Source organism: Neobacillus sp. DHD-1R, from assembly GCF_057747995.1.
In genome coordinates, this window is sequence record NZ_CM173232.1 from 1,381,461 (window position 1) to 1,406,968 (window position 25,508).

A 25,508-nucleotide genomic window follows, 5' to 3' on the forward strand; every position below is an offset into this window, starting at 1 on the left:
AGGATTAAACGAGTCCTGTTGATTGAAAAAACTCCTCTCAACTTTGAGAGGAGTTTTTTCTTTGTGGTTTAATATGGGTGATCAGTCCATCCAAATCAGTAATATAAAATTGTGTTTCTGGCGAAGCTTTTAGATAATGCTCCTGTAATAACTGATAATAATTTACCCTATGGTCTGGATCAAATTTTAGCATTGGAAACTCCTTATGTTCTTTCACATATTGATCAACAGCTTTTTGGACAAGATCCATTTCATAGGGAATTTGTTTTTCACTTTCATCAAACAAATCATAAGTTTCCTTAGACATATAATAATTTTTCGAAGGAATTCCTCCAAGTATAGGCGCAAGCTTTTTAAAGTCGATGCTATTATCCTCCTCAACAAGAATTGTCCGGAAGACACCTTTAGGCAAATTATCGGAAAATGATCTCACTGCTTTACGCACTTGATCAATGGAAACATCAATAACTGGATAGTTAATAGTATAGTCTGTTTCCTTCTTGCTGTGTTTCACTTCTTTTTTTTTGTTTTCTGTTGGCGATTTAAAATATTTTTGAATCATGGAGTAAACCGTTAAACCCCCGACAACAATCCCTAAAATAATACCTATTAATGTAAAGGAAGGATAAATATCATAACGGTTATCAAGAAAAGTCCCAAACTTATAACCGGCATAAACAGAAATGGCAACAGCGATACCAAATACCATGTTTAACGAAATCGCTTTCATAAGAAAGATTGTAAATTCATTCCACTGAGTGGAATTGGAGCTTTTATCATTTTCAAAAAATTTTTTAACTTCTTTTCTCATTTCATCAGAAACATCGTTTTCTTCGAAAAAAGTCTCAAGATACTCATCTTCAGATTTATTTTCATTCTTCAAAAGGCAGGCCGTCTTTTCGATCGATCCTTTTGTATAATGAGCATAAATCCATTTTTCTTCAAAACCTAATTCTAAGGTTTCCGTCACTCTGCCCAAGTATTTTGTGAATTTGTGTTTCATCCTATTAAGCCCCCTTTACTTGGTTGTTTTGGTAGGTGCGTGTCCGAGAAAGGAATGCTTCTTCTTTTGCTTGCTTTCGAATCTCTTTAGCCTCGTCTTTTGCTTCTTGGATAACTATATTGGCTTCTTTTTCACCAAGCTTCATGATTTCTCTTGCCTCTAATTTTGCTTGTTTAAGAATATTTTCGCTATTTTTAAGATTGTTTAATGCATCTAGTTTATACATTTCTGTTAATTGGAGCTGATTTTCAATATGCTCTTTTCTTTTGTCAAGAATACCGACAAGCTTTTTAAACACAAGTTTCTTTAAAATAAACACCAGTATGGTAAAAACAAATGCTTGGTAAATCATTGTCCCTAATGATATTGGAAGTCCCAATAATGTAATATCCCCCATACCCTTCACCCCCTTATTGTTTAGGTTAATCGGTGAGCAATATAAACCATCGTTAGCGTAACAAAGATATATGCTTGAATTGCACCAATAAAAATGCAGAATGCCTGCCAGATTAACATGGGAACGGCAGCAAGAAGACTTACAAAAATCCCGTGACTGATAGTACCTGCTAGTAGCGCAAGCATTACTTCACCTGCATAAATATTTCCATACAAACGCAGACCCAATGTTACCGTTGTGGCCAGTTGTTCAATTGCATTAATAGGAAATAAAACCTTAAAAGGTTTAAAGAAGCTCATAAGAAAGTGTTTGAGACCGTTTAATCGTATATTGATGAAGTGGGTATAAACGATAATCATTATGGCAAGCGTCATGGTAACATGAGCGTCAGCAGTAGGAGATTTCCACCAGACAACAGAATGTTCTTCAGCAGTTATGATGGAGAAGGGGACCCCCATAAGATTTGCGATAAATAGGTACATTAAAAGAGAAACCCCAGTAGACAAGATAAATAAATTATTTGTTGTAAGCATTGATGTGTTCATAATATCCTTTACAAACTCCAAAATCCACTCCATAAAGTTTTGCCATTTAGTTGGGACTTGTGTAGTAGAGTTTCTTGTAAATAGGTAGGCGATTAGGAAAACAATAAGTGCGGCAACTGTCGTGGTTAGGATGATGGATAAATCAAATGTTAAATGAAACCATTCTACTTGAGGCCTCTTATGTTCCAAGTTGTCCAACCCCTTTCATTGAAAAGTGTCGAAAAATTATTAGGAACCATGAGTATTTAGAACTATTATGTCATATTTATTATATACAAAAATAACCATTATTGTAACATAGTTCACAATACTTTCTTAATTTTCTAAATAATTAAATTGACATGTTTAATAATGTTACTAGCATTATTTTCTTTGTCCAGATTGTTTTGTGAAGAAAAGTAACTATAAAACAATTTAATAGGATGAATTTTTTAATAAAATTAATTTTTGAAACCTTTTTGTACTTTTTTCGTCTCAATTTATGTTGTAAAATAATCAAGGCAACAAAAAGAGAGATAGAGGAGGAAACATCAGATGAAAAAGTTTTTGTTATTTGTAACAGCCTTAACAATGGCAATTGCGCTAGCCGCTTGTTCAAGCAATGACGAGGCCAAAACAGAAAAGAAAGAAGAAACAAAAGAAGCAGCAGCACCGAAAGTGGATGTTAAGAAGGAACTAGTTAAATTTTATATGGACCTTGGAAATAAAATTAATGCAAAAGATGCTGATTTAAATGGATATATAGCTAAAGCAACTAAGGAAGATGCCAAGCCTGAAGAGTTACCAACGGCCGAAGAAAAGGCTAAAGCAAGTGAGTCTGCAGCAGCCGTAGCTACAGAGTTAACTAGCATTCAAGTTCCTGATACATTAAAAGATCAAAAAACAGATATTGAGGCAGCATTAAAGGATTATGCAGCTTCCTACCAAGCTAAAGCAGATGAATTGAAAAAGGCTACACCGGCTCTTGATGCTGGGGATGATCTCTTTGCTCAAGGTGAAGAAAAGCTTGGAAAAGTATATGAGAGTGTTAAATTACTGCCGCCAAGTTTAGGAAAACAAGTAAATTAATAGCTATAAAAAACAAGCCGGTTGAATCGCCGGCTTGTTTTCTTACATAACCATTATTAATTAAAGTGGTAGTGGTTTAGTTAATTGTGGGGCAAACAGTTTCTTTGTACGTAATCTGAATTTCTTCGAGTACATCATTAACAGACAAGTAGGTTTCCGTATCTTCAAAAAACCAAACATCATTACCTTCCACATAAAAGGTAATTCCACCTATTTCCTTTGTAAATCCAACATTTGACGGTTGTTCAGCTGAGAATGCTAGTGTGAAGCCTTTATTCATTTGTCCAAAACCTGCATATTGAGGATATAGTCGAATACTGATTGGTTTACTGATTTCAAATTCCTTTGTGAACCATGATGTAGCTTTTTCGTCGATAGATAAGAACATATTTATACACCAACCTTTTCATAAGTTAATCATGCATCATAAGGACAGAAATGAATCGATAAATAATCTAGCATGTATTCTCTATCCCTTATAGTAAAAGAGTATAATGAATTTGAAAATTTGCATGTGATAATCTTCACATGCCTACTCATAATTCGGTTGTTTTAAAAAAATGTTCAATTTTTCGTATCTAATTGGTCACAACTGTATTAAAAGAAAACCGTCAATGTTTTCTATAAATCGTCTATACAGGATTATAGAAATAAAGAATGACGACAAAATATGGTTGAAAACTTATGATCCATTGTTGCTGTTTTTGTAACATGTTTATAGTGTTAACAGTGATAAAATAAATAATAAGACAGGGGAGGTTTTAACCATGGAAAAACAATTCGAAAAATTAACTGATGATGGTATAGATATAAAAAGTTTGATCAATACATTTAACAGCACCTTAGAAAATATAGAAAAAAGATTATCGAGACTAGAGAAGATGGACAGCATCGAACATCGAGTTGAAGTAAATCAAATTGATTTATCTGATATTAAAGAGGCACTTCAGCGTATTGAGGAAACACAATGTAATGATCTCCAGCATATCACTCGTCGGCTTGACTCTCATTTAGTTAAAATTGCTAAGGCGGAAGAGGACATTATTATTTTAAAATCAAAATAGCTTGAAAGAGACTGTTGATATATAAACAGTCTCTTTTTGTATAACAAGGGGGAGCGAGTTAGAGGGGGCGAATCGTTTCTGTAGTAATGGCCAAAAAAAAGAAGACCAGTTAGAATTGCGCTGGTCTTCTTTCCATAATATCAGAATTTATAAGTTTTGGCTTTGAGAATTGTCCAGCTCCAACGCCCTAGCGGCTAGTGTCCTTCGCTCTCCGTGTTTCCTTTATCTCAGTTGGAGCGCTCCAGGCCATACGCCGCTGACCAGGGCGCTTGCGCTTTTCTTATTTTTAGTAAAGGACTTCTGATTTATTCGCTACCGCCATTTGCGGGATATTGGATTCTTCTTGATTAGCATTTTTGGTAACTTCAATATATTTGATATGGTGTTCTTCCATATCAAGTATTTTAAAGTTGTAAGAATCGTGGAGAACTGTGTCGCCTTCTTTTGCTTCATAATTTTCGGTCAAGATCCAACCGCCAATTGTATCAACATCTTCATCATCAATATCGACACCCAATAAATCATTAATCTCACTTACTAAAACTTTTGAGTCAATAATATAATGGTTTTCCTTTACCTTGCGAATTTCTGGAATTTCATCCATATCAAATTCATCACGAATTTCGCCCACAATTTCTTCAAGAATATCTTCAACCGTAACAAGACCAGATGTTCCTCCGTATTCGTCCATTAAAATTGCCATATGAACGCGGTCTTTTTGCATTTTGACTAATAAATCATGGATTGGAATTGTTTCTATTACCCTGATAATAGGCCGCGTATAGCTTTCCAGTGTTTGAGTAGATAGTTTTTCATTGCCAATTAAATCGGTCATGAGCTCTTTGATATTAACAAGGCCTATGATATGGTCTTTATCGCCATCAATAACAGGATACCTGGTGAACTTTTCTTCACGTAAAACCTGAAGAAAGGTTTCTAATGAATCATCCTTTGACAATGAAACCATTTCCGTTCTTGGAACCATGATTTCTTTTGCAATCCGGTTATCAAATTCAAAAATTTTATTTACATACTTAAACTCAGATTGGTTAATTTCACCACTTTTATAGCTTTCCGACAGGATAATTCGAAGTTCTTCCTCTGTATGAGCAATTTCGTTTTCAGACACAGGCTTGAGCCCAAAAATACTGGAAACAATTCGTGCTGATCCATTTAATACCCAAATAAAAGGGTACATAATCTTATAAAATAAGATTAGCGGACGTGATATGAGTAAGGTAATCATTTCTGCCTTCTGTATTGCGAGCGTTTTCGGTGCAAGTTCACCAACCACAACATGTAGGAAGGTAATTGTTGCAAAGGCTATCCCAACAGATAATATTTGCGTCGCACTTTCAGGTATGCTTAGTGTTAAGAAAAGAGGGCTAAGCATGTGTTCAATTGTCGATTCCCCAATCCAACCTAAACCTAAAGCAGTTATGGTTATCCCGAGCTGACAAGCAGATAGATATTCATCTAGGTTTGATATCACTCTTTTGGCTGAAACAGCCTTCGAATTTCCTTCTTCAATTAACTGATCAATTCTTGAACTTCTAATTTTGACAATCGCAAACTCTGAAGTTACAAAAAAAGCAGTTAAGGCAATTAAAATGGCTATTATAACCAAGTTAAATATGTCCAAATAAATTCCCTTATCCCGTAAATTAACGGGTAAGGAGTCACCTCCCAGTAATTTAAAAAAATTAGCCAGTTACATTCAAAAGGGATTTCATAAGTGCACTTCGAAGCAGGCTTAGATTGCTTGTTAGCTCCTCTTTTTGCTGTTCATCCAATTTCTCTAGAATTGGAATGAGGTCAAACAAATCGCTATGAAGCTGCTTCATCTGTTGTGTTACCGCACTTACATGTTTTTCCACCTCTGATTCACCAATATTTTTTGTTTTTCGCATTTCTAGTTTTCTTCTAATCTCGTCTAATGGAAAGTGTAGACTCTTGCATTCTTCTATAAATTTTAAATCATGTAATGATTCATCCGAATAAATGCGGTAATTTGACTTGGAGCGCTCTGCCTTCAACAAACCAATAGACGTATAATAGTCAATAGTTCTCTTAGAAACCATCGCTATTTCTGCTATTTCCCCAATCCGATAGACAGCCCCATCTTACCACCTCAACATTTTATAAATTAGATTAATTATAATGAATTTAAACCATACAGTCAAACGTTCTAGTTTGAATATTGGTTGATATCAACATTTTATGGTAAACAGCGGTAAATATGAACAAATAAATCTAAATTTTGAGAAAATTTACATTTGAACAGCGTCTTCTAATCAGAAGACGCTGCTGCCTTTTTCACATCAATATATAAAATATGATGAGCTTCAAGTTCTTGGATTTTAAAAACATATCCGTCATTTTGTATAGAATCCCCAATATGTATATCAAACTTTTGGGTTAAGAACCAGCCGCCAATTGTATCTACATCCTCCTCTTCAAGTGCTGTTCCGAGAAGATCGTTTACCTCGCTAATAAGCACTTTCCCATCCAAAATATAGTGTTCATCGCCCTTTTTCTGAATGAGGGGGAGCTCGTCTAAATCAAATTCATCACGTATTTCTCCAACAATTTCCTCAAGGATATCTTCAACCGTGACAATTCCGGCTGTCCCGCCATATTCATCAGATAGAATGGCCATATGCGAACGGTTTTTTTGCAACTTTACTAATAGTTCTTGGATCGGAATCGTTTCAATTACATGAATGGCAGGTTTTAAATAGGGCAGAAGCGGTTCTGGACCCTTACATTGTTGAAGGATACAATCAGTTAAAACTTCCTTAATATTGATAACTCCTAAGATATTATCTTTATCACCATCAATTAGTGGGTATCTTGTGTATTTTTCTTTTTTTACGATTTCGATAATTTCTTCCATGGTTGCTTCCTTAGAAAACGTTATTACCTCAGTTCTCGGCACCATAATTTCTTTTGCAATCCGATCATCAAATTCAAATATTTTATTCATATACTTGTACTCAGATTGATTGATTTCACCACTCTCATAGCTTTGAGAAAGTAACATACGCAATTCTTCCTCTGAAAGAACAAGATCTTGCTCTGAAGCGGGTTTAACTCCGAATAAACCTGTAATAAAGCGCGCCGATCGATTTAGAATCCAAATGAACGGATATAATAGCTTATAAAATATGATCAAGGGCTTGGCAAATGCCAGAATAATTTCCTCAGCCTTTTGGATGGCAAAGGTTTTTGGTGCTAATTCACCAATAACGACATTGAAGAAAGTAATAATGATAAAAGCGAAAATTGTCGATATCACAGGTTCTAAGGATAACGGAATATGAATCCATCTAAAAACTGGCCCCAATAACTGACGGACAGTTGATTCTCCCCGCCAGCCTAATATCAATGAAATGATCGTAATCCCAACTTGTGTGGCTGAAAGGAAACCATCGAGGTTAGAAATGACCCTTTTGGCTGCCTCAGCCTTTTTGTTACCTTCAGATACTAATTGGTCTATTCGTGTTGTCCGTACCCTTACAATGGCAAATTCTGATGCGACAAAGAATGCTGTAAGGGAAATAAGGATAGCTATTATTAAGACATTCATCCAGATCATCGGTTACCTTACGCTGAGTAAGGATTCCACCTCACTTACTTTTAACTCTATAGTCTTATTATTTCCAAAAAAATTTTGTTTAGCAAATTGTGTAGTCCACAAGCTTTAGAATGGCTTGATAAATGGATTTCTTTATGAATTCACCTTCATATTTAAAAGCCTCCATTCTCGTGCCAGCATGCTATAAACGATAAGATCGTGAAAATACCCGTTTAACTGCTCTCCATCTCTTATTTTCCCTTCTTTAACAAAACCTAACCTTTCAGGAATCGCTCGGCTTTTTTTATTTTTAACACCACAGCGTACTTCAATCCGGTTTAATCCTAATTGGAAAAAGGAATAATTCAGCAGGGCTCGAACTGAACGCGTTATAATGCCATGACCTTCTGCATTTCTAGATAGATAATAGCCAATGCTTGCCATGCTGTTGTACCAATCAATTCCATGTAATCCAATCGAGCCGACGAGCTCACCCTTATAAAGGATTCCCACGTTCATCCCGCTATTCTCGGCGAACTGTGATAGCCACACAGGTATGATAGATTCAAAATGATAAGGAGAAGTCATACTATCTACCCATGGCATCCATTCACGTAAATGTTCTCGATTATCTTCGACCAGCTGAAACAGTTTTGAGGCGTGGTGTTGTTGAAACAATTGAAGTTCAATTTCATGGTCAACCCTTAATGTAAACATAAGCCAATTCTCCCCAAAAATTTTTAGTACATCATATGCACAAAAGACCTATAACGGGAGGTGAAACAAATGTAAAAATAAAAAAATCCCTAAGTGGGATTTGCTGAAAATTGGTATTAAATTGTTTCCAGGTGGTTTAAACAACTGGTAAGTAAATCGAAAATGTAGTTTTATCTAATGAGGAATCACAAGTTAAATTTCCTTTGTGCTTTTCAATAATTTCCTTACACACAAACAATCCAAGACCAGTACCAAGTTTTTTAGTGGTGAAAAAGGGTTCGAAAATGGTTTCCCGTAATTCGCACGGGATAACTGGGCCATTATTAGAAATACTGATCTTTATAAACCGACTAATTTCTAAACTACTGCTAATCTCTATCGTCGGATTGGGAACCTCATGATGATTTAAAACATCAATCGCATTAAAAATAATATTAATAAACACTTGCCTAATTTCATCAGCATATCCATTTAATGTGAAATCAGCACTTAAAAATTTTTGGATTTTTACTTTACCGTCCAAAATACTTGGATAAAGAAAATTTAATACTTCATCAATTAGATTATTTAAATTAAAATCAACTTTTTCTTTCCCAATTAATTCTTTCTTTGAAAGTAACAAAAACTGTGAGATTCGAAAATTAAGCTGATCTAACTCACTTGAAATAATATCTAAATATCTCATATTTGGATAATCTGCCTTAAGTAGTTGAATAAACCCTTGAACAGAGGTAAGAGGATTTCTAAATTCATGAATAAAGCTGGATGTCATCTGACCCAAAAGTGTCAATCGATCTTGATGTGTAGAGTCTATCACCATTGTCTTTTCTTCAATAATTTTATTTTTTGCTTCAGAATAATGTGAAACGGCAAAATATAGAAACTTATCAAAGCAAAAATTGATCATATTTATCGATTCTTGAAGTTGTGCCCAGCTAAGCCCTGTTTTACTGAGATAGCTATATAAAATAGTTCTGCCGAGATTGACGTTGTAGACAAAATCCCCAATGTTAATATCTGCCAACACTCTTTCTTCCGAAACAGATATGGCGATTTTTTCAAGAACTTCTAATAACTCTTCTTGGGAAACTTGATGCATTGTAAATATTACATTTAAAATTGCTTCCCCGTTTTCGCGTATCTTCATTTTAAAGGGATCTCCATGATTTTTAATGATCGAATTTTCCCATTCTTGTACTAATTTCTGTTTGTTTTGATTAAAAAAACTGATTAAATCTGTTTGTTCGCCCGTAAACATGCCGTTTCCCCCTATGGTATTAACAAAACTGATTACAATCTAAATTCGCTTATGAGTGCCAAAATCCTTTTAAAAATAAAATAAAAATAATTTCCCAATAGGTTTAATCCATTTCAGAAGCTGTTTATCTCAATCCAACTGGAAACAACATTGTTATAATTTTCTTGTAATATCTCTAAATCAATAGTATATTTTTTATGGAAACAATTGAATACTTCCACAGGGGGAGCTGTTTTGAGATGGCTGAGAGTGAACTTTTGAGTTCTGACCCTATGAACCTGTTAGTTAACGCTAGCGTAGGGATGTGGTTTGCCGAATATGAAAGCAATGCAGACACCCTATATGTCGTGCATTGCTTTTTTTATTGGTCATTTTTAATATGGCACCATATGGCTTCAGGAAGAGATTAAACGGGACTATGTAGTTTAGTAGGGGGAGAAGTTGATGAAACAAACGAGGAGTAACACTTTATTTATTGCAGAGGTTGCTGTCTTTACCGCACTTGCGTATTTATTGGATTTTGTTGCGGGGATATTATCTTTAAAAATTTGGCCGCAGGGTGGCTCCATATCGATTGCTATGGTGCCGATTTTCTTAATGGCCTACCGCTGGGGAATCAAAGGCGGTTTGTTAACAGGATTTTTACTAGGATTATTACAATTTATTCTTGGATTTGCACAAATTTATACCATTGTTCAAGGGATAATTGATTACTTTATCGCTTTTACAGTTGTTGGGTTAGCAGGTGTTTTTGCTGCTCAAGTGAAAAATGCTATTGATGCACAGAAAAAAGGAAAATGGATGGCATACGTCATTTGCGGGGCTTTTTTAGGAAGCGCACTAAGATATCTATGTCATGTTGTATCAGGAATTGTGTTTTTTGGGGAATATGCTCCCAAAGGCCAGCCTGTAGCTATTTACTCCTTGCTTTATAATGGAACTTATATGCTCCCAAGCTTTGTAATCAGTGCAATTATCATTATTTTAGTTATCAGTGCAATGCCAAAGAAAATGATTGTACATCAAATTCGGTAAGAACGAGAAAAGGAAAACATGCATGTGTGAGAAGGTCAAACACATGTATGTTTTTTTTTGCGAATTTTTCGGAGTTTTGTCAAATTTATTATTCTTATTACCTATTAAAAGTGATAAAATACAAATTAGAAAGATAATCATTCTCAATTAACGTAGATAGGGTGATATACATGTTTGGTTCTTTAAAAGCAGGAGATAAAGGTAAGATTATAGACTTATCTCATGTTGGTCACCTCGTTCAAAGACGTTTGCTTGACTTTGGAATTTCCGAAGGATCAGAAGTTTGTGTTAAATGCGTTATGCCCTTTGGTGGTCCAGTAATGATTGAGTCATGTGGACAATGTGTTGGAATTCGCCGTAAAGAAGCGGTTCAGATTGAAGTGGAGAGATTATAATGGAGATTGCTCTAATTGGTAACCCAAATACTGGAAAAACTTCATTGTTTAATAATCTAACAGGATCCTATGAGTATGTTGGCAACTGGAGCGGTGTAACTGTTGAAAAGAAAGTTGGCGTCTTCAAAAATAAGATTGGTCAATTAATAGACTTACCTGGTGTATACACTCTAAATCCATTATCAAAGGATGAAGGTGTTGTTACCTCTTTCTTTTTAAATGAATCCGTTGATCGTTTGTTAAATATATTAGACGCATCACAATTAGAACGAAATTTACATTTGACTCTTCAATTGCTTGAATTTGAGAAACCAGCTCTTATTGGTCTAAATATGATTGATGTAGCGAATAAGCGTGGTATTCACATAGATGCAACAAAGCTTTCAAATCATCTTGGAGTTCCTGTGGTTCCGGTTGTGGCAAGAAATGGAAAAGGCTGTGACAAACTTATTGATGTCATTTCTACCAAATCCATTCAGCCAATCAAGAAAAACCTTGTTTACTATGGTAAAGAGGTGGAGGAAGCCATTACAGCCTTTACGGGCGAAATTTTGGGTAAAACCAGTCATGCAGCCCGATTCCTTGCAATTCAATATTTTGAAGGAAATCAATATGTGCAAAGTTATGTTAATCGAATTGCAAATAAACAAGCGTTAAATAATATAGTAGAAAACTTGGAAGCTAAATTACAGTCACAATATCATGTTAAATCATTGGCCAATTTTATCTATTTGAAAAGAAAAGAAGTTATTGAAAAAATTGTCACCGAAGTAGCGCGTAAAAGTGACTCGGTCATTCCGCTTACAGAAAAAATTGATAGTATTGTAACCAATAAATATTTAGGTATGCCAATCTTTTTGTTGCTCATGTATTTGATGTTTATGCTGACGTTTGATTGGCTGGGGACTCCTTTATCGGATGTGTTAGACGCCTTTTTAACGGGTCCGATTACAACTGTGTTTGAAAATGTATTAGCAGCCATCCATGCCTCTGAGTTTATTCATGCTTTAATTATTGAAGGGTTGGTAGCAGGTGTTGGCGGGGTTCTGGTGTTTGTACCGCAAATTTTTATTCTTTTCCTTTTTATTTCATTATTAGAAGACTCAGGTTATATGGCGCGAGTTGCCCTTGTCATGGATCGTATTATGGAGTCTGTAGGCTTGAATGGGAAGGCTTTTATTCCGATGATGATCGGTTTTGGGTGTAATGTTCCAGGGATCATGGCTGCCAGAACGATTGAAACGCCGAGAGAGAGACTTTTAACCATTCTTCTAACACCGTTAATGTCCTGCTCGGCCCGATTGCCCGTCTATGCATTATTTGTAGGAGCGTTTTTTGCGGGACATAAGGCATTTGTCGTACTTAGCCTTTATGTTCTTGGTATTGTAGTGGCATTAATATTAGCAAAGGTTTTTTCTTCAACATTATTAAAATCAGAAACTTCCTTATTTGTAATCGAACTGCCGCCATACAGGCTTCCACAGTTCCAATCCTTGTGGAGAAGTACGTGGGATAAAGGAAAAGGATTCGTAAGAAAGGCAGGGACATTTATTTTTGCCGGTTCCGTCTTTATCTGGCTCTTATCCTATGCTGGTCCTGGCGGCTTAAAGGTTGACATGGATCATAGTTATTTAGCTGCGATTGGGAATGTGATCGCACCAATTTTTGATCCAATTGGTTTTGGTACCTGGCAGGCATCTGCTTCGCTTATTACCGGGTTCCTTGCAAAAGAAGCCATTATTTCTACTATGAATATTATTTATTTTGTACCGAATGATGCAAGTTTACAGGGGTTATTAGCGAATTATTATACCCCGCTCGCAGCTTATAGTTTTATGGTGTTTATTCTTTTGTATATTCCTTGTTTAGCAACGACTGCTACAATTTATAAAGAAACTGGTTCGAAAAAATGGACAGCTTTTTCAATGATCTATGCATTTGATATTGCATATGTTTTATCGTTGCTCATCTATCAAGGTGGAAAACTGTTTGGGTTGGTCTAATTCAAAGAAGAGGTGAAGAAGATGCTGGCCAGTGTAATTATCGGTGTTGCCATTTTTGGATACGCAAGCTGGGCATTAGTTAAATTTATCAATAAATCCAAAAAAGGAAAATGCGCCGCTTGTGATTTAAAGAATTCATGTTCCAGCCAATGTGGTATTCCCCCCCAATTGAAATAAAAGGACCTAGAAAACTACTAGAGTATGTTCTAGTAGTTTTTTAGTTTTTTAGTAAAGGTAGCTCCGTGATTTCATTTAGAAGTGTCGTTCTTTATATTTGAATGATGATGAGGATTGGTGTAAAATTACACTAGATGTCGTTGAAAGAAGGGCTTAACGTGACCAGGGATGAAATTATCATGCAGGTTTCTGAAAAGCTTCGTCTAATTCGGACGGAAGCAGGGTATACACAAGATAAAATGGCGGATATTATTGGTGTATCAAAGAAAACACTTGTTCAAATTGAAAAGGGAAGAGTTTTGGCAAACTGGTCTACAGTGGTTTCGATTTGTGCTCTTTTTCGAGAAACGGAAACGGTCCAATTTTTGTTTGGAAGCGAGCCCCTTGAGGTATTAGAAACAGTTGCACTGGATGGAATCGACCTTCGAAAAACTAAAACGCTTGGCGGTCGAATATGGTGGAGAGTCCTATCACAAAAAAATGGGTTTATCTTGCAACAGAATATTTTAAGTAAGCATTTTCGGATATTAGATGAAAGAAATTATCGAATTTTTAGCAGTTTTGACGAAAAACATTCAAAACAGCGCTTTAAAGAATTAACTATAAGTGAATAATGGTACACATGAGGAGATGAGGTCTTGGCCCCGTCTTTTTTAATACCTGAACATCATAAAACCTACCTAGATATCTAAAAGTATACCTATTACTGAGATTACAGATAAAGGATGTCATCAAATTGGTATTTATTGATAAAGTAAGTGGCATTTTAAAGAATTTGAAAAAATGGCATTTGCTCCAAGTCATTTTATTATTTGTGTTGATTCTAATCCTAAGTTTTTTTGGACTTCTTCATTATTTTTCTAAAGATGCGGACATATCGGAGTTGAAAAATGAACTTCCCCAGCCCACCGTTTTTTATGATGTTAGCGGGAATGTGGCAAGTAAAGTATCAGCAAATAAAAATGAAGGAGTTCCAATAAAGGAAGTTCCTGATTCATTGAAAAATGCTGTCATTGCCATTGAAGATCATCGCTTTTATCGACATAATGGTGTTGATTTAATAGGGACCTCAAGAGCATTGTTCCGTGACTTAAAGGCAGGCGGCATGGTTGAGGGGGGCAGTACGATTACACAGCAATTAACGAAAAACACCATCCTTACTTCTGAAAAAACACTGAAAAGAAAAATGGAAGAAGTATTTTTAGCTATTGCTGTTGAACGGGAATACTCAAAGCAGGAAATTCTCCAAATGTATTTAAACCAAATTTATTTTGGAAATGGTGCATACGGAATTAAACAAGCGTCCAGTAAATATTTTGCTAAAGAGGTTAAAAATCTTTCCATAAGTGAATCTGCTTTATTAGCTGGATTAATAAAGGCTCCATCAGCCCTTAATCCCTATAAACACACGGAAAAAGCCACGGAAAGACGAGACCTTGTGTTGGACCAAATGAGGCAGCAAGGCTTTATTTCTAATCTGGAATATGAAAAAGCGAAACAGGAAAAAGTCGTCTTGAATGATATGGGGGGAGATCCGTTCCGTGGTAAATATCCATACTATGTCGATCAAGTGTTAGATGAGGCCATCCACCAATATGGGTTTACACAGGACGAATTATTGACTGGCGGCTACCAAATATATACCGAACTTGATCCAACTATGCAATCTGCGATGGAGAACGCCTATCAAAATGATGCCCTATTTCCGAATGGAGAAGACGCCCTTGTTCAAAGTGGTGGTGTTTTGATTGATCCCAAAACAGGCGGAGTAAGGGCTATTGTAGGAGGAAGAGGAGAGCATACCTTTAGGGGCTATAATCGTGCTTCCCAATTAAAGGCACAACCTGGCTCTTCTTTTAAGCCATTGGCGGTTTACACACCAGCTCTTGAAGAGGGCTGGAAAATTACAGATATGTTAAAAGATGAACCGATGAAGTTCGGGAATTATCAACCGAGCAATTATGACCATCAATATGCGGGTGAGGTACCGATGTATGAGGCGGTAAAGGAATCAAAAAATGTCTCTGCAGTCTGGCTCCTGAATGAATTAGGGATTGAAAAAGGGATCGATTCAGTAAAGCGATTCGGGATTTCATTAGATAAAGAGGATAATAATTTATCAATGGCCCTTGGTGGTTTGCACAAGGGAGTCTCACCTTTAAACATGGCAGAAGCTTTTTCTGTTTTTCCGAATAATGGTATAAGAGTGAAGGCACACGTCATAAAAAAAATTGTTAATTTTAACGGCAATGTTGTGGCTGAATCGAAAGTTCAAAAAGAACGAGTAACAACAAAGGCCGTCACCGATAATATGACCACCATGCTTCTTGGTGTTGTGGAGCAGGGAACAGGGAAAGCTGCTCAAATACCTGGCCGTGAAACCGCAGGAAAAACGGGTTCCACACAGGTTCCTATTAAAGGAATTAACGGTTTGAAAGATCAATGGTTTGTCGGCTACACACCGCAATTAGTGGGAGCCATTTGGGTTGGTTATGATAAAACGGATGCCGAGCATTATATTACCCCAACGAGTGGTAGCGGATCGGCCGTTGTCTTCCGTGAAGTGATGAAGGAAGCATTAAGTAATTCACCTGCCAAAAGCTTTGCTGTTCCACACATCGCAACATTAATAGAAGAAAGAAAAAAAGCTGAAGAAGAGAAAAATCGGAAAAGTTTACAAGAAAACTTTAACAATGAGGTTCAAAAGTGGGAAGAAAAATGGAACAAACAAAAAGAGAAATGGAATAAGAAATGGAAGGATAAAGGTAAGGGAAAAGAAAAAGAGCATTGATTTTAAGAGGATGTCTCAAACAAAGGGTCAGACCCTTTGTGGACATCCTCTTTTCCATTGTTGAGGATTAATAGGTAAGGCCGACGCGCGCACCAACAAATTCATTTGTAAAAAGTTGTTGAAAGGCGAAATCGCCGGTATCGTATACGGAGATGGATGAAGGATTGTGAGGGAGAATATCCTTTTCGTATCGATACTGTCCAATTCTTTCACCTATAGGCAAATAAGTGGGGCAAACGACGGTCCAATCAAGCCCTGATTCCTTTAATAATAAATACGCCTTTAAATGTTCTTCAGCATCCTTTGTACTCTTTCGTCTGGACTCTGATGATTGAAAACGGTATAAACGGGGGGAAGTCCGTGCTTGAAGGATTCCAGCTGTTCCGATGGTAATAATCCGCTTCAAGCCATTTTCTTTCATATGCTTAATGATAAAAGGAATGGAATCTGAAAGGGTTGCTTGTCCATCTGTATTTAACGCACTAATAACGGCATCTGTGCCCTTAATTGATTGACGAATAATCGCTTCATGAAGGACATTCCCTTCTATCACGGTAAGACCTGCAGCCACCATGTTACATTTTGTTGAATCCCTCACTACAGCTTGGACGGAAAATTGATGTGAAATGGCATTTTCAAGAATAACCGAACCTACTCTTCCTGTTGCCCCTAACAGGCAAATATTCATGGAAAATCTTCTCCTTAGTCACCAAAGTGTAATTTTTATCACATGCAACCCCGAGATTCTGTGATAATTTTAACATGTTTAAGTTTTAAAATTATCATTGGGGTGGTATAGATATGTCAGACTATTCAGTTGTATTAGCAATTGGCAGTTTTTTAATCCTTTCTTACTTTATCGGGTATACGCTCATTAAATCATAGGCTGCAGACAAATGTCTGCAGTTTTTTTTTGCGCTTTATAAATAGAGTTGAGATTAATGAAAGTGGGTATAAATGGATATATATATATTGAAGTAGTTCGAAATTGTGAGGTGGATTGAGAATGGTGGAATATAGAATCGAAAAGGATACGCTAGGTGAAGTACGGGTGGCCGCTGATAAGTATTGGGGTGCACAGACACAGCGGAGTAAAGAAAATTTTAAGATTGGGAATGAGAAGATGCCATTGGAGCTCATTTATGGCTTAGCTAGAATAAAAAAGACCGCTGCAATCGTTAATTTTCAATTAGGGAAGCTTAGTGAGATAAAAATGGAGGCAATAAAAAAAGTGTGTGATGACATACTCAACGGCGACGTAAATGACCATTTTCCGTTAGTAGTCTGGCAAACGGGCAGCGGGACCCAATCAAACATGAATGTTAATGAGGTAATTGCCAATCGAGCAAACGAGTGGATAAAGGAACAAGGGGATACGGAAAAAATTCATCCTAATGATGATGTTAACATGTCACAAAGCTCCAATGATACTTTTCCGACCGCGATGCATATTGCCGCTTATATAAAAATAACCGAAAGTTTGCTTCCAGCCCTTTTAGAACTAAAAAACACCCTGCAAGAAAAAGAAGCAGCCTTTTCAACCATCGTCAAAATAGGGAGAACTCATTTACAGGATGCAACCCCATTGACCCTTGGTCAGGAAATAAGCGGATGGAGGTCTATGCTCGAGAAAAATAATCGGATGATTACAGATTCCAGCCAATATCTGCTTGATTTAGCAATCGGAGGAACTGCAGTCGGAACAGGGATTAATGCTGATCCACAATTTGGGGACATGATTGCACAAAAGCTTACTGGCCAAACAGGTTATCCCTTTAGGTCTTCTGCAAATAAATTTCATGCTTTAACAAGCCATGATGAAATTGTTCATGTACATGGATCATTAAAAGCCCTAGCGGCTGATTTAATGAAAATTGCCAATGACGTCCGCTGGCTGGCAAGCGGACCCCGTAGTGGTATTGGAGAGATTAGTATACCAGCAAATGAGCCAGGAAGTTCCATTATGCCTGGAAAAGTGAACCCAACCCAAAGCGAAGCACTAACAATGGTAGCCTGTCAGATCTTTGGGAATGACGCTACGATTGGTTTTGCAGCCAGTCAAGGCAATTTTGAGTTAAATGTATTTAAACCAGTTATTATCTACAATTTCATTCAATCTGTCAGCCTTCTTACAGATTGCATCCGTTCCTTTAATGAAAACTGTGCAATCGGAATCAAGGCCAATGAAGAAGTTATCAAAGCTAATGTGGAACGCTCATTGATGTTGGTTACAGCTCTCAACCCTCATATTGGCTATGAGAAAGCAGCACAAATAGCGAAGCTTGCTTTTAAGGAAAATAGTACTTTGAAAGAAGCTGCCCTTAAAACAGGATATGTGACAGAAAAGCAATTTACTGAATGGATCAAGCCTGAAAAAATGGTTTAACAATTGTAATCAGTGAAAGCCCCCTCCAAAAGGAGGGGGCTTAGCCATATTATTAAATTGTTCAATAAAGGTTTGTTAAAGATTAGCGTTGGTATCCGCCAAGTTGAGATTCAGCCATTTGTACAAGGCGTTTTGTAATTTCGCCTCCGACAGATCCGTTAGCACGTGAAGTAGTATCTGCACCAAGATTTACACCAAATTCTTGAGCGATTTCATACTTCATTTGACTAAGTGCTTGCTCGACGCCTGGTACTAAAAGTTGATTAGAGTTGTTGTTACTTGCCATAGTTGAATAACACTCCTCTTAATAAGTTTGGGGTCAGTATGGAATTGAACCATAATATTGCCACCATGGCCTAACCCATATTATCAATGTTGTTTGATAAGTTATTATAGATTGGAGATGATTCCTTTGTTTGGATAAAACCTGACTTGTGTGTTTCATCCGTTGGTGTATTGGTGCTTTGTAATCTTTATTATGATTAATTTTAGAGGTTATATTCAAAAATTAATTAGTAATTTATTCCACTACATAGCGAGTGTAAGTTAACACAAACTAAGATTATCAATTAAACAAAAGGGTGAAATAGATGTCAGTATGCCCAGTCTGTAATGGTTTTAGGGAAGTATACTTAATGTGTACAAATTGTGGGGAACCTATGTTGGAAAGTGGAAGGTTGCTTGATTTTTTTGATGACTACAGCGCCTATATGGAAATTGATTTAATGAAAATGGAGGATGGCTATCCTGACACAGCTTCTGGCCATACGTGTCCGCATTTATACCAATGTCCTGCCTGTCACAAAGATGAGGTCATTTTTATAAAAGAATAAGTGGATATCTCAAAAGGTCAGACCTCACATTTGGGTGGGAGAGTCTGACCTTTTGTTTAGGCATCCACTTATTGAAGATTATTACTTTTCACTTAGAGGGTGAATTCTTGATTCACTCTCGATATCAAAAAAGTGTGCTTTATTCATATCAATTGCCATTTCGATTGTATCTCCAGGATGGATATCTCCACGTGAATCAACCCGTGCAACGAAATCCTGTTCGCCAATGGAAGAATAAATCATTAACTCAGCACCAGTTAATTCGGCAACATCTACTTTTGCATTAATTTTTGTTCCTGCAGAGGCATCGATGAAAACTGGTTCATCATGAATGTCTTCTGGACGAGTACCAAGAATAATTGATTTTCCAACATAGCCTTGATCACGAAGATATTTCATTTTTCCTTCTGGAATAACAATGGAAGTTGCTCCAATTACAAATTTTCCCTCTTCTAATTTTCCAGTAAAGAAGTTCATTGCAGGAGATCCGATAAAGCCGCCAACAAATACATTCTCTGGTTTTTCATAAACTTCTTTTGGTGTACCAACTTGTTGGATAATACCGTCTTTCATAACCACTAAACGGGAAGCCATTGTCATAGCTTCGGTTTGGTCGTGCGTTACATAGATAGTTGTAGTATCTAAGCGACGGTGAAGCTTTGCAATCTCGGCACGCATTTGGACACGCAGCTTTGCATCAAGGTTTGACAATGGTTCATCCATTAAGAATACCTTTGCATCACGCACAATCGCACGACCTAAAGCAACACGTTGACGTTGTCCACCGGAAAGGGCTTTCGGTTTACGAGTTAAGTATGCTTCTAAGCCAAGAATTTTTGCTGCATCTCTTACACGACGGTCAATTTCGTCTTTTGGAAATTTGCGAAGTTTTAATCCAAATGCCATGTTATCATAGACCGTCATGTGAGGATATAGAGCATAGTTTTGGAAAACCATTGCAATATCGCGATCTTTTGGTGCCACATCATTTACTCTTTTTCCATCAATGAAAAAATCACCTTTTGAGATATCTTCAAGGCCAGCAATCATCCGGAGTGTTGTCGATTTACCGCAGCCTGATGGTCCAACAAACACAATGAATTCCTTATCTTGGATGTGTAAATTGAAATCTTGAACTGCTGTTACTTTATTATCATAAATTTTATAGATATGATCTAATTTTAATTCTGCCATGGAAACTTCCTCCTTAATAATCTTGGTAAGTTAAGTTTACATGGAGAGGAGGAAAATCAATATGGACAGGTTGCACAAAAAATGAAAACGCTTTTTTGGGCACTTTGTTACTCTTTCTCATGATGTTCAAAAAGAAGACAGGCCAAAAAGACAGTAAAAGCACCATGAAAGTCCTTTAACCCAATACCTGTTTTCTCCGTAAATTTGTCAATCCGATATTGAAGCGTGTTTCGGTGGATATATAATTTTTTTGCCGTCATACTTGCATTTAAGTTGTTTTCTAGAAAAACCTTTATGGTCGAAAACAAGTCAGGATCCTCATAAAATACTTCAGCAATCTCTTGGCTGGCTTTATTTTTTAATTCTATTGGCAAAAAATACGCTAAATAGGCGGGGAAAACCCGTTCAAATGTAAAAATATTAGGAATGCCTAGTTTCTTTATCGCAAATGTAAAGTATTCTTTTTCTTGAAGAAACTTTACCCGCAGCTGGTCAGAAAAAAGAGTAACTTTTCCGATGAAAAAGGAAACTTTCACATAAAAGTCGCTTTCTAATGTTTCTGTCATCGAGATTAATTCCTCTTCGGAAAGTGAAATTTGTCTCTTTTCTTCTATTACAACGCCCTGACTCCCATTTTCCCATAAAATTAAGACTTCTTCAGTAAAAAATCCTTTTAAGGCTGACTCGATTTCCGTTTGATTTACATCATCGCCGTTAATATGGAACTGGATAAATCTTAAATAACTCCTGGAATGGTGAGAGGGGAGAGGGCTATTTAAAAACAAAAAATCATACCATTCTTTTGTGATAGGAGAGTAACTAGATGTTTGAAAGTCAACAAATTTATAGATTGTTTTAAGAAGAATTAATTCTTTCTTACTAACTTCTGTTTTTGGAATGCCAATCCATTCATTATCAGCTTCGCTCCAAAAGTAATAAACTTGCTCTGAGGGACTGGCCGGCTGGTTGGAAAACAAAATAGCATTCGGATATATGGTTAAAAGTTTTTTTAGCATGTCCATTTCCCCATTATCAAAAATTTTCTTTTTATAATTTGTATTATATCAGTAGAAATGGAATGGATAAAAAGAAAAAGGCTAAGCCTCTTTTCTTAGGCCAGCCAGTTGATGTAAAACTTATGGATTAATCGCGCTCAAGTGGTGGTTGTTCTTCCGTAAGGTCGCGAGCCTCTTCAATATTTGTCGAATTATAACGTGCATGTACGGTACCACCAGACAGCCCCTCATTAATCATCCTGTCAATATCCATAAAGGCTTTTTCTCTGCCTTCATAAGCAGAGCCTTCATTCGTTAGCTTTTCTTTTTCATTTTCCATGTCCTTCAATCCTTTCCTGCTGCCAATTATAATTTGCGTTGAAATGATGATTATGTTCCAGCCTCAGCGCGCACCATCCCTCGTATTAGAAGTAGCTGGTTTCAAATTTAGTGTGCGGAAAGGACGGGTTTTCATACCTTTTACTGTTTTTCCTAAACATGATAAAGCATACTATTGTTGCTTATGAATGAGCTGAAGAAATAAATGACAAAGATGCTCAATTTTTCTATCTTCAATCTCAGTTTCATCAAAACTCATGGGCTTAGAATTTACTTCGTAAATATAATATTGGCCTGATTTGCTAACTCCAGCATCAATAGAAAATTCACCAAAATAACCAAACGTCTCTGATAGAGCCTTACCAATAGGAGGGATAATCACTTTAATAAATTGATCGTGCTCGGCATTTTGCAGCAGTTCATAGGGGAGAAACCTTCCTCCAGAAGGAATATGGGTTGTGATGTCCTGAGTCTGGGATTGACGAATCCCGACTCCTGTAAGAATATAATCATCCTCAGTAGCATGGGCTAGGATTCGAAAGTCAAACCTGTATCCATCAAATTCTTCAGATTGAATTTCCTCCTGTGCTAAATAGTTTTTCTCAAGCAATTCCATATTCCATTTGTCCCAAAAATGAGTAAAGGAATCATAGCTTTCATGACTGTTTATTCCTTCGAGTTGAATGAGTGACGGTTCGTTCATCCTTAAGCGGACTATTCCTTTCCCTTTTGAAGATTGCCTTGGTTTTAAATATATGGTTTTACATTCTTTTAAAAAGGAATATAATTTCTGTTTATCTTGAGCTAGGATTGTTTTCGGCAAATAGTGTTGAAGAATATGATGATTTTTCAGAAGTGTATAAAGTTCGTATTTATCGATGAAACAAGGGTTAAAAAAGGGTATGCTTTTTTCTGTTAAATTGGAAAAAAAACGTTGGTATTGTTCGTTTTCTTCGGCTTTTCGAAACGGAATCCGATTATAAACCAGGTCAGGGTAGCGAAATCGCTTCTTTATCCACTTGCCTTGATTCAGTGAAAAAGTATAGCCTGTAATATGATCTGAATCTGCTTCTTCAGGAGTAAAGACAAAGCTTATTCCATCTAGTGAAATAAGCTTCTTTTGTATTTCTATAAAAAGCGGACCGTTACCCGCAATCGTACCATTTGATTTTCGTGCCGTTATAATCCCAATTAGAGGACGTGATTGAATGTGTTTCATTTAAATAATTCCTCTGGGTGTAATAAGGATTGCTCTGTAAGGAAGACAGCAAACGCAATTGATAATTTCCGTGTTAATAAATCAAATTCCTTTAATTCCGGATGACTGAAGATAGACCTGCCTGGTTTGGAATTCGCTTCAAAAAGCCAAACTTCCCCATTTCGATCAAGGCCTAAATCAAAACCAATTTCCCCAATAATTCCTTCCATATTCTTATCCAGTGCTGTACTTAGCAGGAGCGCAGCATTTATTAGTTTCTTCGTATACCTTTCACATTCTTCCTGAGAAAAAATTTCAGCGATTGTTTTAATATCTCCCCCGCTTCGTGCATGCGTTGTTACACTTCCATGACCGGCAACTTTTGCAGCAATCGCCGTTACATGCCATTTTCCAAAGTCATCTTTATTTGTATGGACTCGGAAATCCACTGTGCGCTGTTCGATTCTAAGCAAGTGTATGCCTTGCTGTACCAACATTCTTTCCAGTGCTTGATTCGCAAATACCGATTTGAACAAGCGCTCCAAGCTTGAATATTTACGCAATCGGTTAACTCCTGATTCATCTTGATACCTGCAATAATAATGGTCTGCGTGTTTATCATAGATTACTTGATGAACCCCATGTCCGAGGCTTCCGTTTTTTGGCTTAATAAAAATATGACCATAATTGGAGAGCATCGTTTCAATGGCGGAGAAGGATGTGAACGGATAGGTCTCAGGAAGGTAATTTGTAACCGATGTCTCGTGTTGGAGTCTTTCGTAAATATCTAATTTATTGAAAAATCCGGGATTATACCAAGGAATGAGATATTCCTTTTGTAGTCGGTCTCTTACCTTTATTAACTTTGGATTTTCTTCACTTTTTCGATTGGGCAGTCGATCGTAAATCACATTTGGGAATGGTACTTCAACCGTTTGCCAAGCATTTTCATGAAAAAAGTACCCTTCAATCGTTCCTTGTTTCCAATCAATGTGCTGCTCCCCAAAAACAAACGGTAGAGCTCCAACCGTTTTACTAACAGAAAGAAGTTTTGAAAAAAATAATGTCCTTTCGCCTACCGGCTGCTGGGGGAAAGACGTAAACCCGGCCGTGAAGATACCAACCAAAGGACCAATGTAAAGAATATTATTTTCTAAAAAGGCATGGAGGGATAGTTTGAATTGTGGAAACTGAATAGCCTCTTGAATTTTTTTACTAATAACAATGCGATCGTTTTGGTCAGGGTGAGGGAGGAAATTTACCTCCAATGACTTTGAGCCAAACGCAATTTTTTTTAGCTGTTTATCTTGAATAATGGCAGGAGGACAAAATACCACTAATTGGTCATTTTGAACAACTTCAATAAGGTAATGTTTTCTCATAATAGCTTTTCCTTTCATGTTGGTCCGTCTGAGAAAGGTATTTTCCATATAGGAGCGGTTGGATGTAAAGGATTTCCTGTAATTCGGGCTGAGTTTGTAAAATAACCTTTCGTCCCGGCTTTGAATTAATATCAAGAATCCAAATGGAGCCGTTTTTGGCGATACCAACATCAATACCGATTTCGAAAAGTCGCATAAATTCCTTTTCGAGAATGGCAGGAAGCTTGGATAGTATAAAATGTAATTCTTGGCGAATAAACTCCCCTTTGGCAGGTTGAAGGGAGGAAAGCCACTCAGAAAAGGGAATGACAGTTCCACCTGCACTTAGGTTGGATAGGATTCCGCCGGTACTTCCAACTCGAATTCCTCTACCTTGTTCACTCCAAACACCCAGCTCATTTTTCTGTAGAAGTATCCGTATATCAAAGGGCTGCTGTTCTTGATTGGATAGCTCTAAATAGGGCTGTAACAGATAATCACGCGTTTTGAATAATGTTTGAAGCCAATGAACGAGTTTGCCCTCATTTGGGAAAATTCGCGAAATGATCTTTTTTTGTTTTTCTGTTTTCACATGAAAGGATCTCTCGTTCTTCTTTAAGTAATAAATTCCATGTCCTTGTGAACCGTTAATCGGTTTTAAAATAATTTTATTCCTTAAGTTTAATTCGCTTAAAACTTGATTTGGTTCAGTAGCGGCTTGTGTAGCGGGTAAATAGGAAGATAAAGTAGTATTTTTTATGGAACGATATAATTCTAGTTTATTAGGTAAACCATAGCCTAAGAAGGTGATATCTCTTCTGCTTTTTAGCCAGGATACGATGGGGAGACATTGTTTGGAATGTTCGTCCTCTCCGTAAAAACATCGGTCATAAACAATGCTTGGGATTGGTAATTCTTTTTCTAACCACATCTTCCCTTGGGAATCAAACATTTTCCCTTTAACTAAAAGAGAATGTGGATTGATATCGGATGGTATAAACCTAAAAACTTCCATTTCACATGATTCAGCACGTTGTGCGATTTCGTTAATATAGGATTTTTCACTTTCCATTGTTAAGGTCATAATTCCAAAGGTTATCAATGATAAGACCTCCATATTCTTCTTATTCTAAAAGCATTTATAAGTTTTGGCTTTGAGAATTGTCCAGCTC

27 protein-coding genes and 1 riboswitch are annotated in these 25,508 nt (G+C 36.7%); of the genes, 10 read left to right on the forward strand and 17 right to left on the reverse strand.

Annotated features, from left to right (window positions below; genetic code table 11):
* Window positions 1-37: 37 nt before the first annotated feature.
* Genes AC3ANL_RS06545 through atpB form a run of 3 tightly spaced genes read right to left on the reverse strand, consistent with a single transcriptional unit; the run spans window position 38 to window position 2,134 of the window.
* Complete coding sequence (locus tag AC3ANL_RS06545; RefSeq protein WP_488328431.1) at window positions 38-1,003, reverse strand: AtpZ/AtpI family protein; 966 nt, start codon at window positions 1,001-1,003, stop codon at window positions 38-40.
* Between the two features lie 4 nt (window positions 1,004-1,007).
* Complete coding sequence (locus tag AC3ANL_RS06550) at window positions 1,008-1,400, reverse strand: F0F1 ATP synthase subunit B (RefSeq protein ID WP_488328432.1); 393 nt, start codon at window positions 1,398-1,400, stop codon at window positions 1,008-1,010.
* Between the two features lie 20 nt (window positions 1,401-1,420).
* Window positions 1,421-2,134, reverse strand: a complete 714-nt coding sequence (gene atpB / locus AC3ANL_RS06555; protein WP_488328433.1) for a F0F1 ATP synthase subunit A — start codon at window positions 2,132-2,134, stop codon at window positions 1,421-1,423.
* A gap of 345 nt (window positions 2,135-2,479) precedes the next feature.
* Between atpB and AC3ANL_RS06560 the strand changes: the two genes are divergently transcribed.
* Window positions 2,480-3,013, forward strand: coding sequence for a hypothetical protein (locus AC3ANL_RS06560; RefSeq protein ID WP_488328434.1), 534 nt, complete (start codon window positions 2,480-2,482; stop codon window positions 3,011-3,013).
* A 76-nt stretch (window positions 3,014-3,089) separates the two neighbouring features.
* Here AC3ANL_RS06560 and AC3ANL_RS06565 read toward each other — a convergent pair whose 3' ends face one another.
* Entirely contained in the window at window positions 3,090-3,401 is a 312-nt protein-coding gene (locus AC3ANL_RS06565) for a HesB/YadR/YfhF family protein (protein WP_488328435.1), read from the reverse strand.
* 379 nt (window positions 3,402-3,780) lie between these two features.
* Here AC3ANL_RS06565 and AC3ANL_RS06570 point away from each other — a divergent pair, with 379 nt between their 5' ends.
* Entirely contained in the window at window positions 3,781-4,077 is a 297-nt protein-coding gene (locus AC3ANL_RS06570) for a hypothetical protein (RefSeq protein WP_488328436.1), read from the forward strand.
* A 286-nt stretch (window positions 4,078-4,363) separates the two neighbouring features.
* On the opposite strand, the gene AC3ANL_RS06575 is transcribed toward AC3ANL_RS06570, so the two are convergent.
* From AC3ANL_RS06575 to AC3ANL_RS06595, 5 genes are all read right to left on the reverse strand, one after another.
* Window positions 4,364-5,719: a hemolysin family protein gene (locus AC3ANL_RS06575; protein WP_488328437.1), complete on the reverse strand. Its 1,356-nt coding sequence runs from the start codon at window positions 5,717-5,719 to the stop codon at window positions 4,364-4,366.
* Between the two features lie 61 nt (window positions 5,720-5,780).
* Window positions 5,781-6,158: a MerR family transcriptional regulator gene (locus AC3ANL_RS06580; protein ID WP_488328438.1), complete on the reverse strand. Its 378-nt coding sequence runs from the start codon at window positions 6,156-6,158 to the stop codon at window positions 5,781-5,783.
* A 209-nt stretch (window positions 6,159-6,367) separates the two neighbouring features.
* Complete coding sequence (locus AC3ANL_RS06585) at window positions 6,368-7,675, reverse strand: hemolysin family protein (protein ID WP_488328439.1); 1,308 nt, start codon at window positions 7,673-7,675, stop codon at window positions 6,368-6,370.
* Window positions 7,676-7,807: 132 nt separating this feature from the next.
* On the reverse strand, window positions 7,808-8,371 hold the full coding sequence (locus AC3ANL_RS06590) for a GNAT family N-acetyltransferase (RefSeq protein WP_488328440.1): 564 nt from the start codon (window positions 8,369-8,371) through the stop codon (window positions 7,808-7,810).
* Between the two features lie 136 nt (window positions 8,372-8,507).
* Window positions 8,508-9,629: a histidine kinase N-terminal domain-containing protein gene (locus AC3ANL_RS06595; protein WP_488328441.1), complete on the reverse strand. Its 1,122-nt coding sequence runs from the start codon at window positions 9,627-9,629 to the stop codon at window positions 8,508-8,510.
* Window positions 9,630-9,841: 212 nt separating this feature from the next.
* A riboswitch (TPP riboswitch) is annotated at window positions 9,842-9,949 on the forward strand.
* Window positions 9,950-10,073: 124 nt separating this feature from the next.
* Here AC3ANL_RS06595 and thiT point away from each other — a divergent pair.
* The 6 genes from thiT (at window position 10,074) to AC3ANL_RS06625 (ending at window position 16,030) form a co-directional block, all read left to right on the forward strand.
* The gene (gene thiT, locus AC3ANL_RS06600) at window positions 10,074-10,664 is read left to right on the forward strand and encodes an energy-coupled thiamine transporter ThiT (protein WP_488328442.1); all 591 of its coding nucleotides are present in this window, start codon (window positions 10,074-10,076) and stop codon (window positions 10,662-10,664) included.
* A gap of 170 nt (window positions 10,665-10,834) precedes the next feature.
* Window positions 10,835-11,059, forward strand: coding sequence for a FeoA family protein (locus tag AC3ANL_RS06605; RefSeq protein WP_488328443.1), 225 nt, complete (start codon window positions 10,835-10,837; stop codon window positions 11,057-11,059).
* A complete protein-coding gene (gene feoB / locus AC3ANL_RS06610; protein WP_488328444.1) occupies window positions 11,059-13,062 on the forward strand; it encodes a ferrous iron transport protein B in 2,004 nt (667 codons plus the stop codon). The genes AC3ANL_RS06605 and feoB overlap by 1 nt, the downstream gene beginning before the upstream one ends.
* A gap of 21 nt (window positions 13,063-13,083) precedes the next feature.
* Window positions 13,084-13,239 carry a FeoB-associated Cys-rich membrane protein gene (locus AC3ANL_RS06615; protein WP_488328445.1) on the forward strand — a complete coding sequence of 52 codons (156 nt, stop codon included), beginning with the start codon at window positions 13,084-13,086 and terminating at the stop codon, window positions 13,237-13,239.
* A gap of 158 nt (window positions 13,240-13,397) precedes the next feature.
* Window positions 13,398-13,853, forward strand: coding sequence for a helix-turn-helix transcriptional regulator (locus AC3ANL_RS06620; protein WP_488328446.1), 456 nt, complete (start codon window positions 13,398-13,400; stop codon window positions 13,851-13,853).
* A 122-nt stretch (window positions 13,854-13,975) separates the two neighbouring features.
* Window positions 13,976-16,030: a transglycosylase domain-containing protein gene (locus AC3ANL_RS06625; protein WP_488328447.1), complete on the forward strand. Its 2,055-nt coding sequence runs from the start codon at window positions 13,976-13,978 to the stop codon at window positions 16,028-16,030.
* A 67-nt stretch (window positions 16,031-16,097) separates the two neighbouring features.
* Here the strand turns inward: AC3ANL_RS06625 and AC3ANL_RS06630 are convergent, their stop codons facing one another.
* Entirely contained in the window at window positions 16,098-16,718 is a 621-nt protein-coding gene (locus AC3ANL_RS06630; RefSeq protein WP_488328448.1) for an NAD(P)-dependent oxidoreductase, read from the reverse strand.
* 321 nt (window positions 16,719-17,039) lie between these two features.
* Here AC3ANL_RS06630 and fumC point away from each other — a divergent pair, with 321 nt between their 5' ends.
* On the forward strand, window positions 17,040-18,416 hold the full coding sequence (fumC, locus tag AC3ANL_RS06635; protein ID WP_488329672.1) for a class II fumarate hydratase: 1,377 nt from the start codon (window positions 17,040-17,042) through the stop codon (window positions 18,414-18,416).
* 82 nt (window positions 18,417-18,498) lie between these two features.
* Here fumC and AC3ANL_RS06640 read toward each other — a convergent pair whose 3' ends face one another.
* Window positions 18,499-18,702 carry an alpha/beta-type small acid-soluble spore protein gene (locus tag AC3ANL_RS06640; RefSeq protein ID WP_488328449.1) on the reverse strand — a complete coding sequence of 68 codons (204 nt, stop codon included), beginning with the start codon at window positions 18,700-18,702 and terminating at the stop codon, window positions 18,499-18,501.
* A 304-nt stretch (window positions 18,703-19,006) separates the two neighbouring features.
* Here AC3ANL_RS06640 and AC3ANL_RS06645 point away from each other — a divergent pair, with 304 nt between their 5' ends.
* The gene (locus AC3ANL_RS06645; RefSeq protein ID WP_488328450.1) at window positions 19,007-19,249 is read left to right on the forward strand and encodes a hypothetical protein; all 243 of its coding nucleotides are present in this window, start codon (window positions 19,007-19,009) and stop codon (window positions 19,247-19,249) included.
* Between the two features lie 81 nt (window positions 19,250-19,330).
* Here the strand turns inward: AC3ANL_RS06645 and AC3ANL_RS06650 are convergent, their stop codons facing one another.
* The 6 genes from AC3ANL_RS06650 to AC3ANL_RS06675 all read right to left on the reverse strand — a co-directional run bounded on the left by AC3ANL_RS06650 (window position 19,331) and on the right by AC3ANL_RS06675 (window position 25,438).
* Window positions 19,331-20,443 (reverse strand): ABC transporter ATP-binding protein, encoded by a 1,113-nt coding sequence (locus AC3ANL_RS06650; protein ID WP_488328451.1) that lies wholly within the window; start codon window positions 20,441-20,443, stop codon window positions 19,331-19,333.
* A gap of 107 nt (window positions 20,444-20,550) precedes the next feature.
* Window positions 20,551-21,459: a PucR family transcriptional regulator gene (locus AC3ANL_RS06655; RefSeq protein WP_488328452.1), complete on the reverse strand. Its 909-nt coding sequence runs from the start codon at window positions 21,457-21,459 to the stop codon at window positions 20,551-20,553.
* A 127-nt stretch (window positions 21,460-21,586) separates the two neighbouring features.
* Complete coding sequence (locus tag AC3ANL_RS06660; RefSeq protein WP_488329673.1) at window positions 21,587-21,778, reverse strand: hypothetical protein; 192 nt, start codon at window positions 21,776-21,778, stop codon at window positions 21,587-21,589.
* 171 nt (window positions 21,779-21,949) lie between these two features.
* Window positions 21,950-22,996, reverse strand: a complete 1,047-nt coding sequence (locus tag AC3ANL_RS06665) for a YheC/YheD family endospore coat-associated protein (RefSeq protein ID WP_488328453.1) — start codon at window positions 22,994-22,996, stop codon at window positions 21,950-21,952.
* A complete protein-coding gene (locus tag AC3ANL_RS06670) occupies window positions 22,993-24,357 on the reverse strand; it encodes a YheC/YheD family endospore coat-associated protein (protein ID WP_488328454.1) in 1,365 nt (454 codons plus the stop codon). Before AC3ANL_RS06670 ends, AC3ANL_RS06665 begins: the two co-directional genes overlap by 4 nt.
* Window positions 24,335-25,438: a YheC/YheD family endospore coat-associated protein gene (locus AC3ANL_RS06675; protein WP_488328455.1), complete on the reverse strand. Its 1,104-nt coding sequence runs from the start codon at window positions 25,436-25,438 to the stop codon at window positions 24,335-24,337. Before AC3ANL_RS06675 ends, AC3ANL_RS06670 begins: the two co-directional genes overlap by 23 nt.
* Window positions 25,439-25,508 lie beyond the last annotated feature (70 nt).

What these genes read in the sequence shown, in the direction of transcription:
- AC3ANL_RS06615 (WP_488328445.1), top strand. Translation starts at nt 13,084, where the DNA reads ATGCTGGCCAGTGTAATTATCGGTGTTGCCATTTTTGGATACGCAAGC.
- AC3ANL_RS06580 (WP_488328438.1), bottom strand. Translation starts at nt 6,158, where the DNA reads ATGGTTTCTAAGAGAACTATTGACTATTATACGTCTATTGGTTTGTTG.
- feoB (WP_488328444.1), top strand. Translation starts at nt 11,059, where the DNA reads ATGGAGATTGCTCTAATTGGTAACCCAAATACTGGAAAAACTTCATTG.
- AC3ANL_RS06605 (WP_488328443.1), top strand. Translation starts at nt 10,835, where the DNA reads ATGTTTGGTTCTTTAAAAGCAGGAGATAAAGGTAAGATTATAGACTTA.
- AC3ANL_RS06550 (WP_488328432.1), bottom strand. Translation starts at nt 1,400, where the DNA reads ATGGGGGATATTACATTATTGGGACTTCCAATATCATTAGGGACAATG.
- AC3ANL_RS06570 (WP_488328436.1), top strand. Translation starts at nt 3,781, where the DNA reads ATGGAAAAACAATTCGAAAAATTAACTGATGATGGTATAGATATAAAA.
- AC3ANL_RS06585 (WP_488328439.1), bottom strand. Translation starts at nt 7,675, where the DNA reads ATGATCTGGATGAATGTCTTAATAATAGCTATCCTTATTTCCCTTACA.
- thiT (WP_488328442.1), top strand. Translation starts at nt 10,074, where the DNA reads ATGAAACAAACGAGGAGTAACACTTTATTTATTGCAGAGGTTGCTGTC.
- AC3ANL_RS06640 (WP_488328449.1), bottom strand. Translation starts at nt 18,702, where the DNA reads ATGGCAAGTAACAACAACTCTAATCAACTTTTAGTACCAGGCGTCGAG.
- AC3ANL_RS06650 (WP_488328451.1), bottom strand. Translation starts at nt 20,443, where the DNA reads ATGGCAGAATTAAAATTAGATCATATCTATAAAATTTATGATAATAAA.
- AC3ANL_RS06660 (WP_488329673.1), bottom strand. Translation starts at nt 21,778, where the DNA reads ATGGAAAATGAAAAAGAAAAGCTAACGAATGAAGGCTCTGCTTATGAA.
- AC3ANL_RS06595 (WP_488328441.1), bottom strand. Translation starts at nt 9,629, where the DNA reads ATGTTTACGGGCGAACAAACAGATTTAATCAGTTTTTTTAATCAAAAC.
- AC3ANL_RS06665 (WP_488328453.1), bottom strand. Translation starts at nt 22,996, where the DNA reads ATGAAACACATTCAATCACGTCCTCTAATTGGGATTATAACGGCACGA.
- AC3ANL_RS06560 (WP_488328434.1), top strand. Translation starts at nt 2,480, where the DNA reads ATGAAAAAGTTTTTGTTATTTGTAACAGCCTTAACAATGGCAATTGCG.
- AC3ANL_RS06670 (WP_488328454.1), bottom strand. Translation starts at nt 24,357, where the DNA reads ATGAGAAAACATTACCTTATTGAAGTTGTTCAAAATGACCAATTAGTG.
- AC3ANL_RS06655 (WP_488328452.1), bottom strand. Translation starts at nt 21,459, where the DNA reads ATGCTAAAAAAACTTTTAACCATATATCCGAATGCTATTTTGTTTTCC.
- AC3ANL_RS06630 (WP_488328448.1), bottom strand. Translation starts at nt 16,718, where the DNA reads ATGAATATTTGCCTGTTAGGGGCAACAGGAAGAGTAGGTTCGGTTATT.
- AC3ANL_RS06545 (WP_488328431.1), bottom strand. Translation starts at nt 1,003, where the DNA reads ATGAAACACAAATTCACAAAATACTTGGGCAGAGTGACGGAAACCTTA.
- AC3ANL_RS06590 (WP_488328440.1), bottom strand. Translation starts at nt 8,371, where the DNA reads ATGTTTACATTAAGGGTTGACCATGAAATTGAACTTCAATTGTTTCAA.
- AC3ANL_RS06565 (WP_488328435.1), bottom strand. Translation starts at nt 3,401, where the DNA reads ATGTTCTTATCTATCGACGAAAAAGCTACATCATGGTTCACAAAGGAA.
- AC3ANL_RS06645 (WP_488328450.1), top strand. Translation starts at nt 19,007, where the DNA reads ATGTCAGTATGCCCAGTCTGTAATGGTTTTAGGGAAGTATACTTAATG.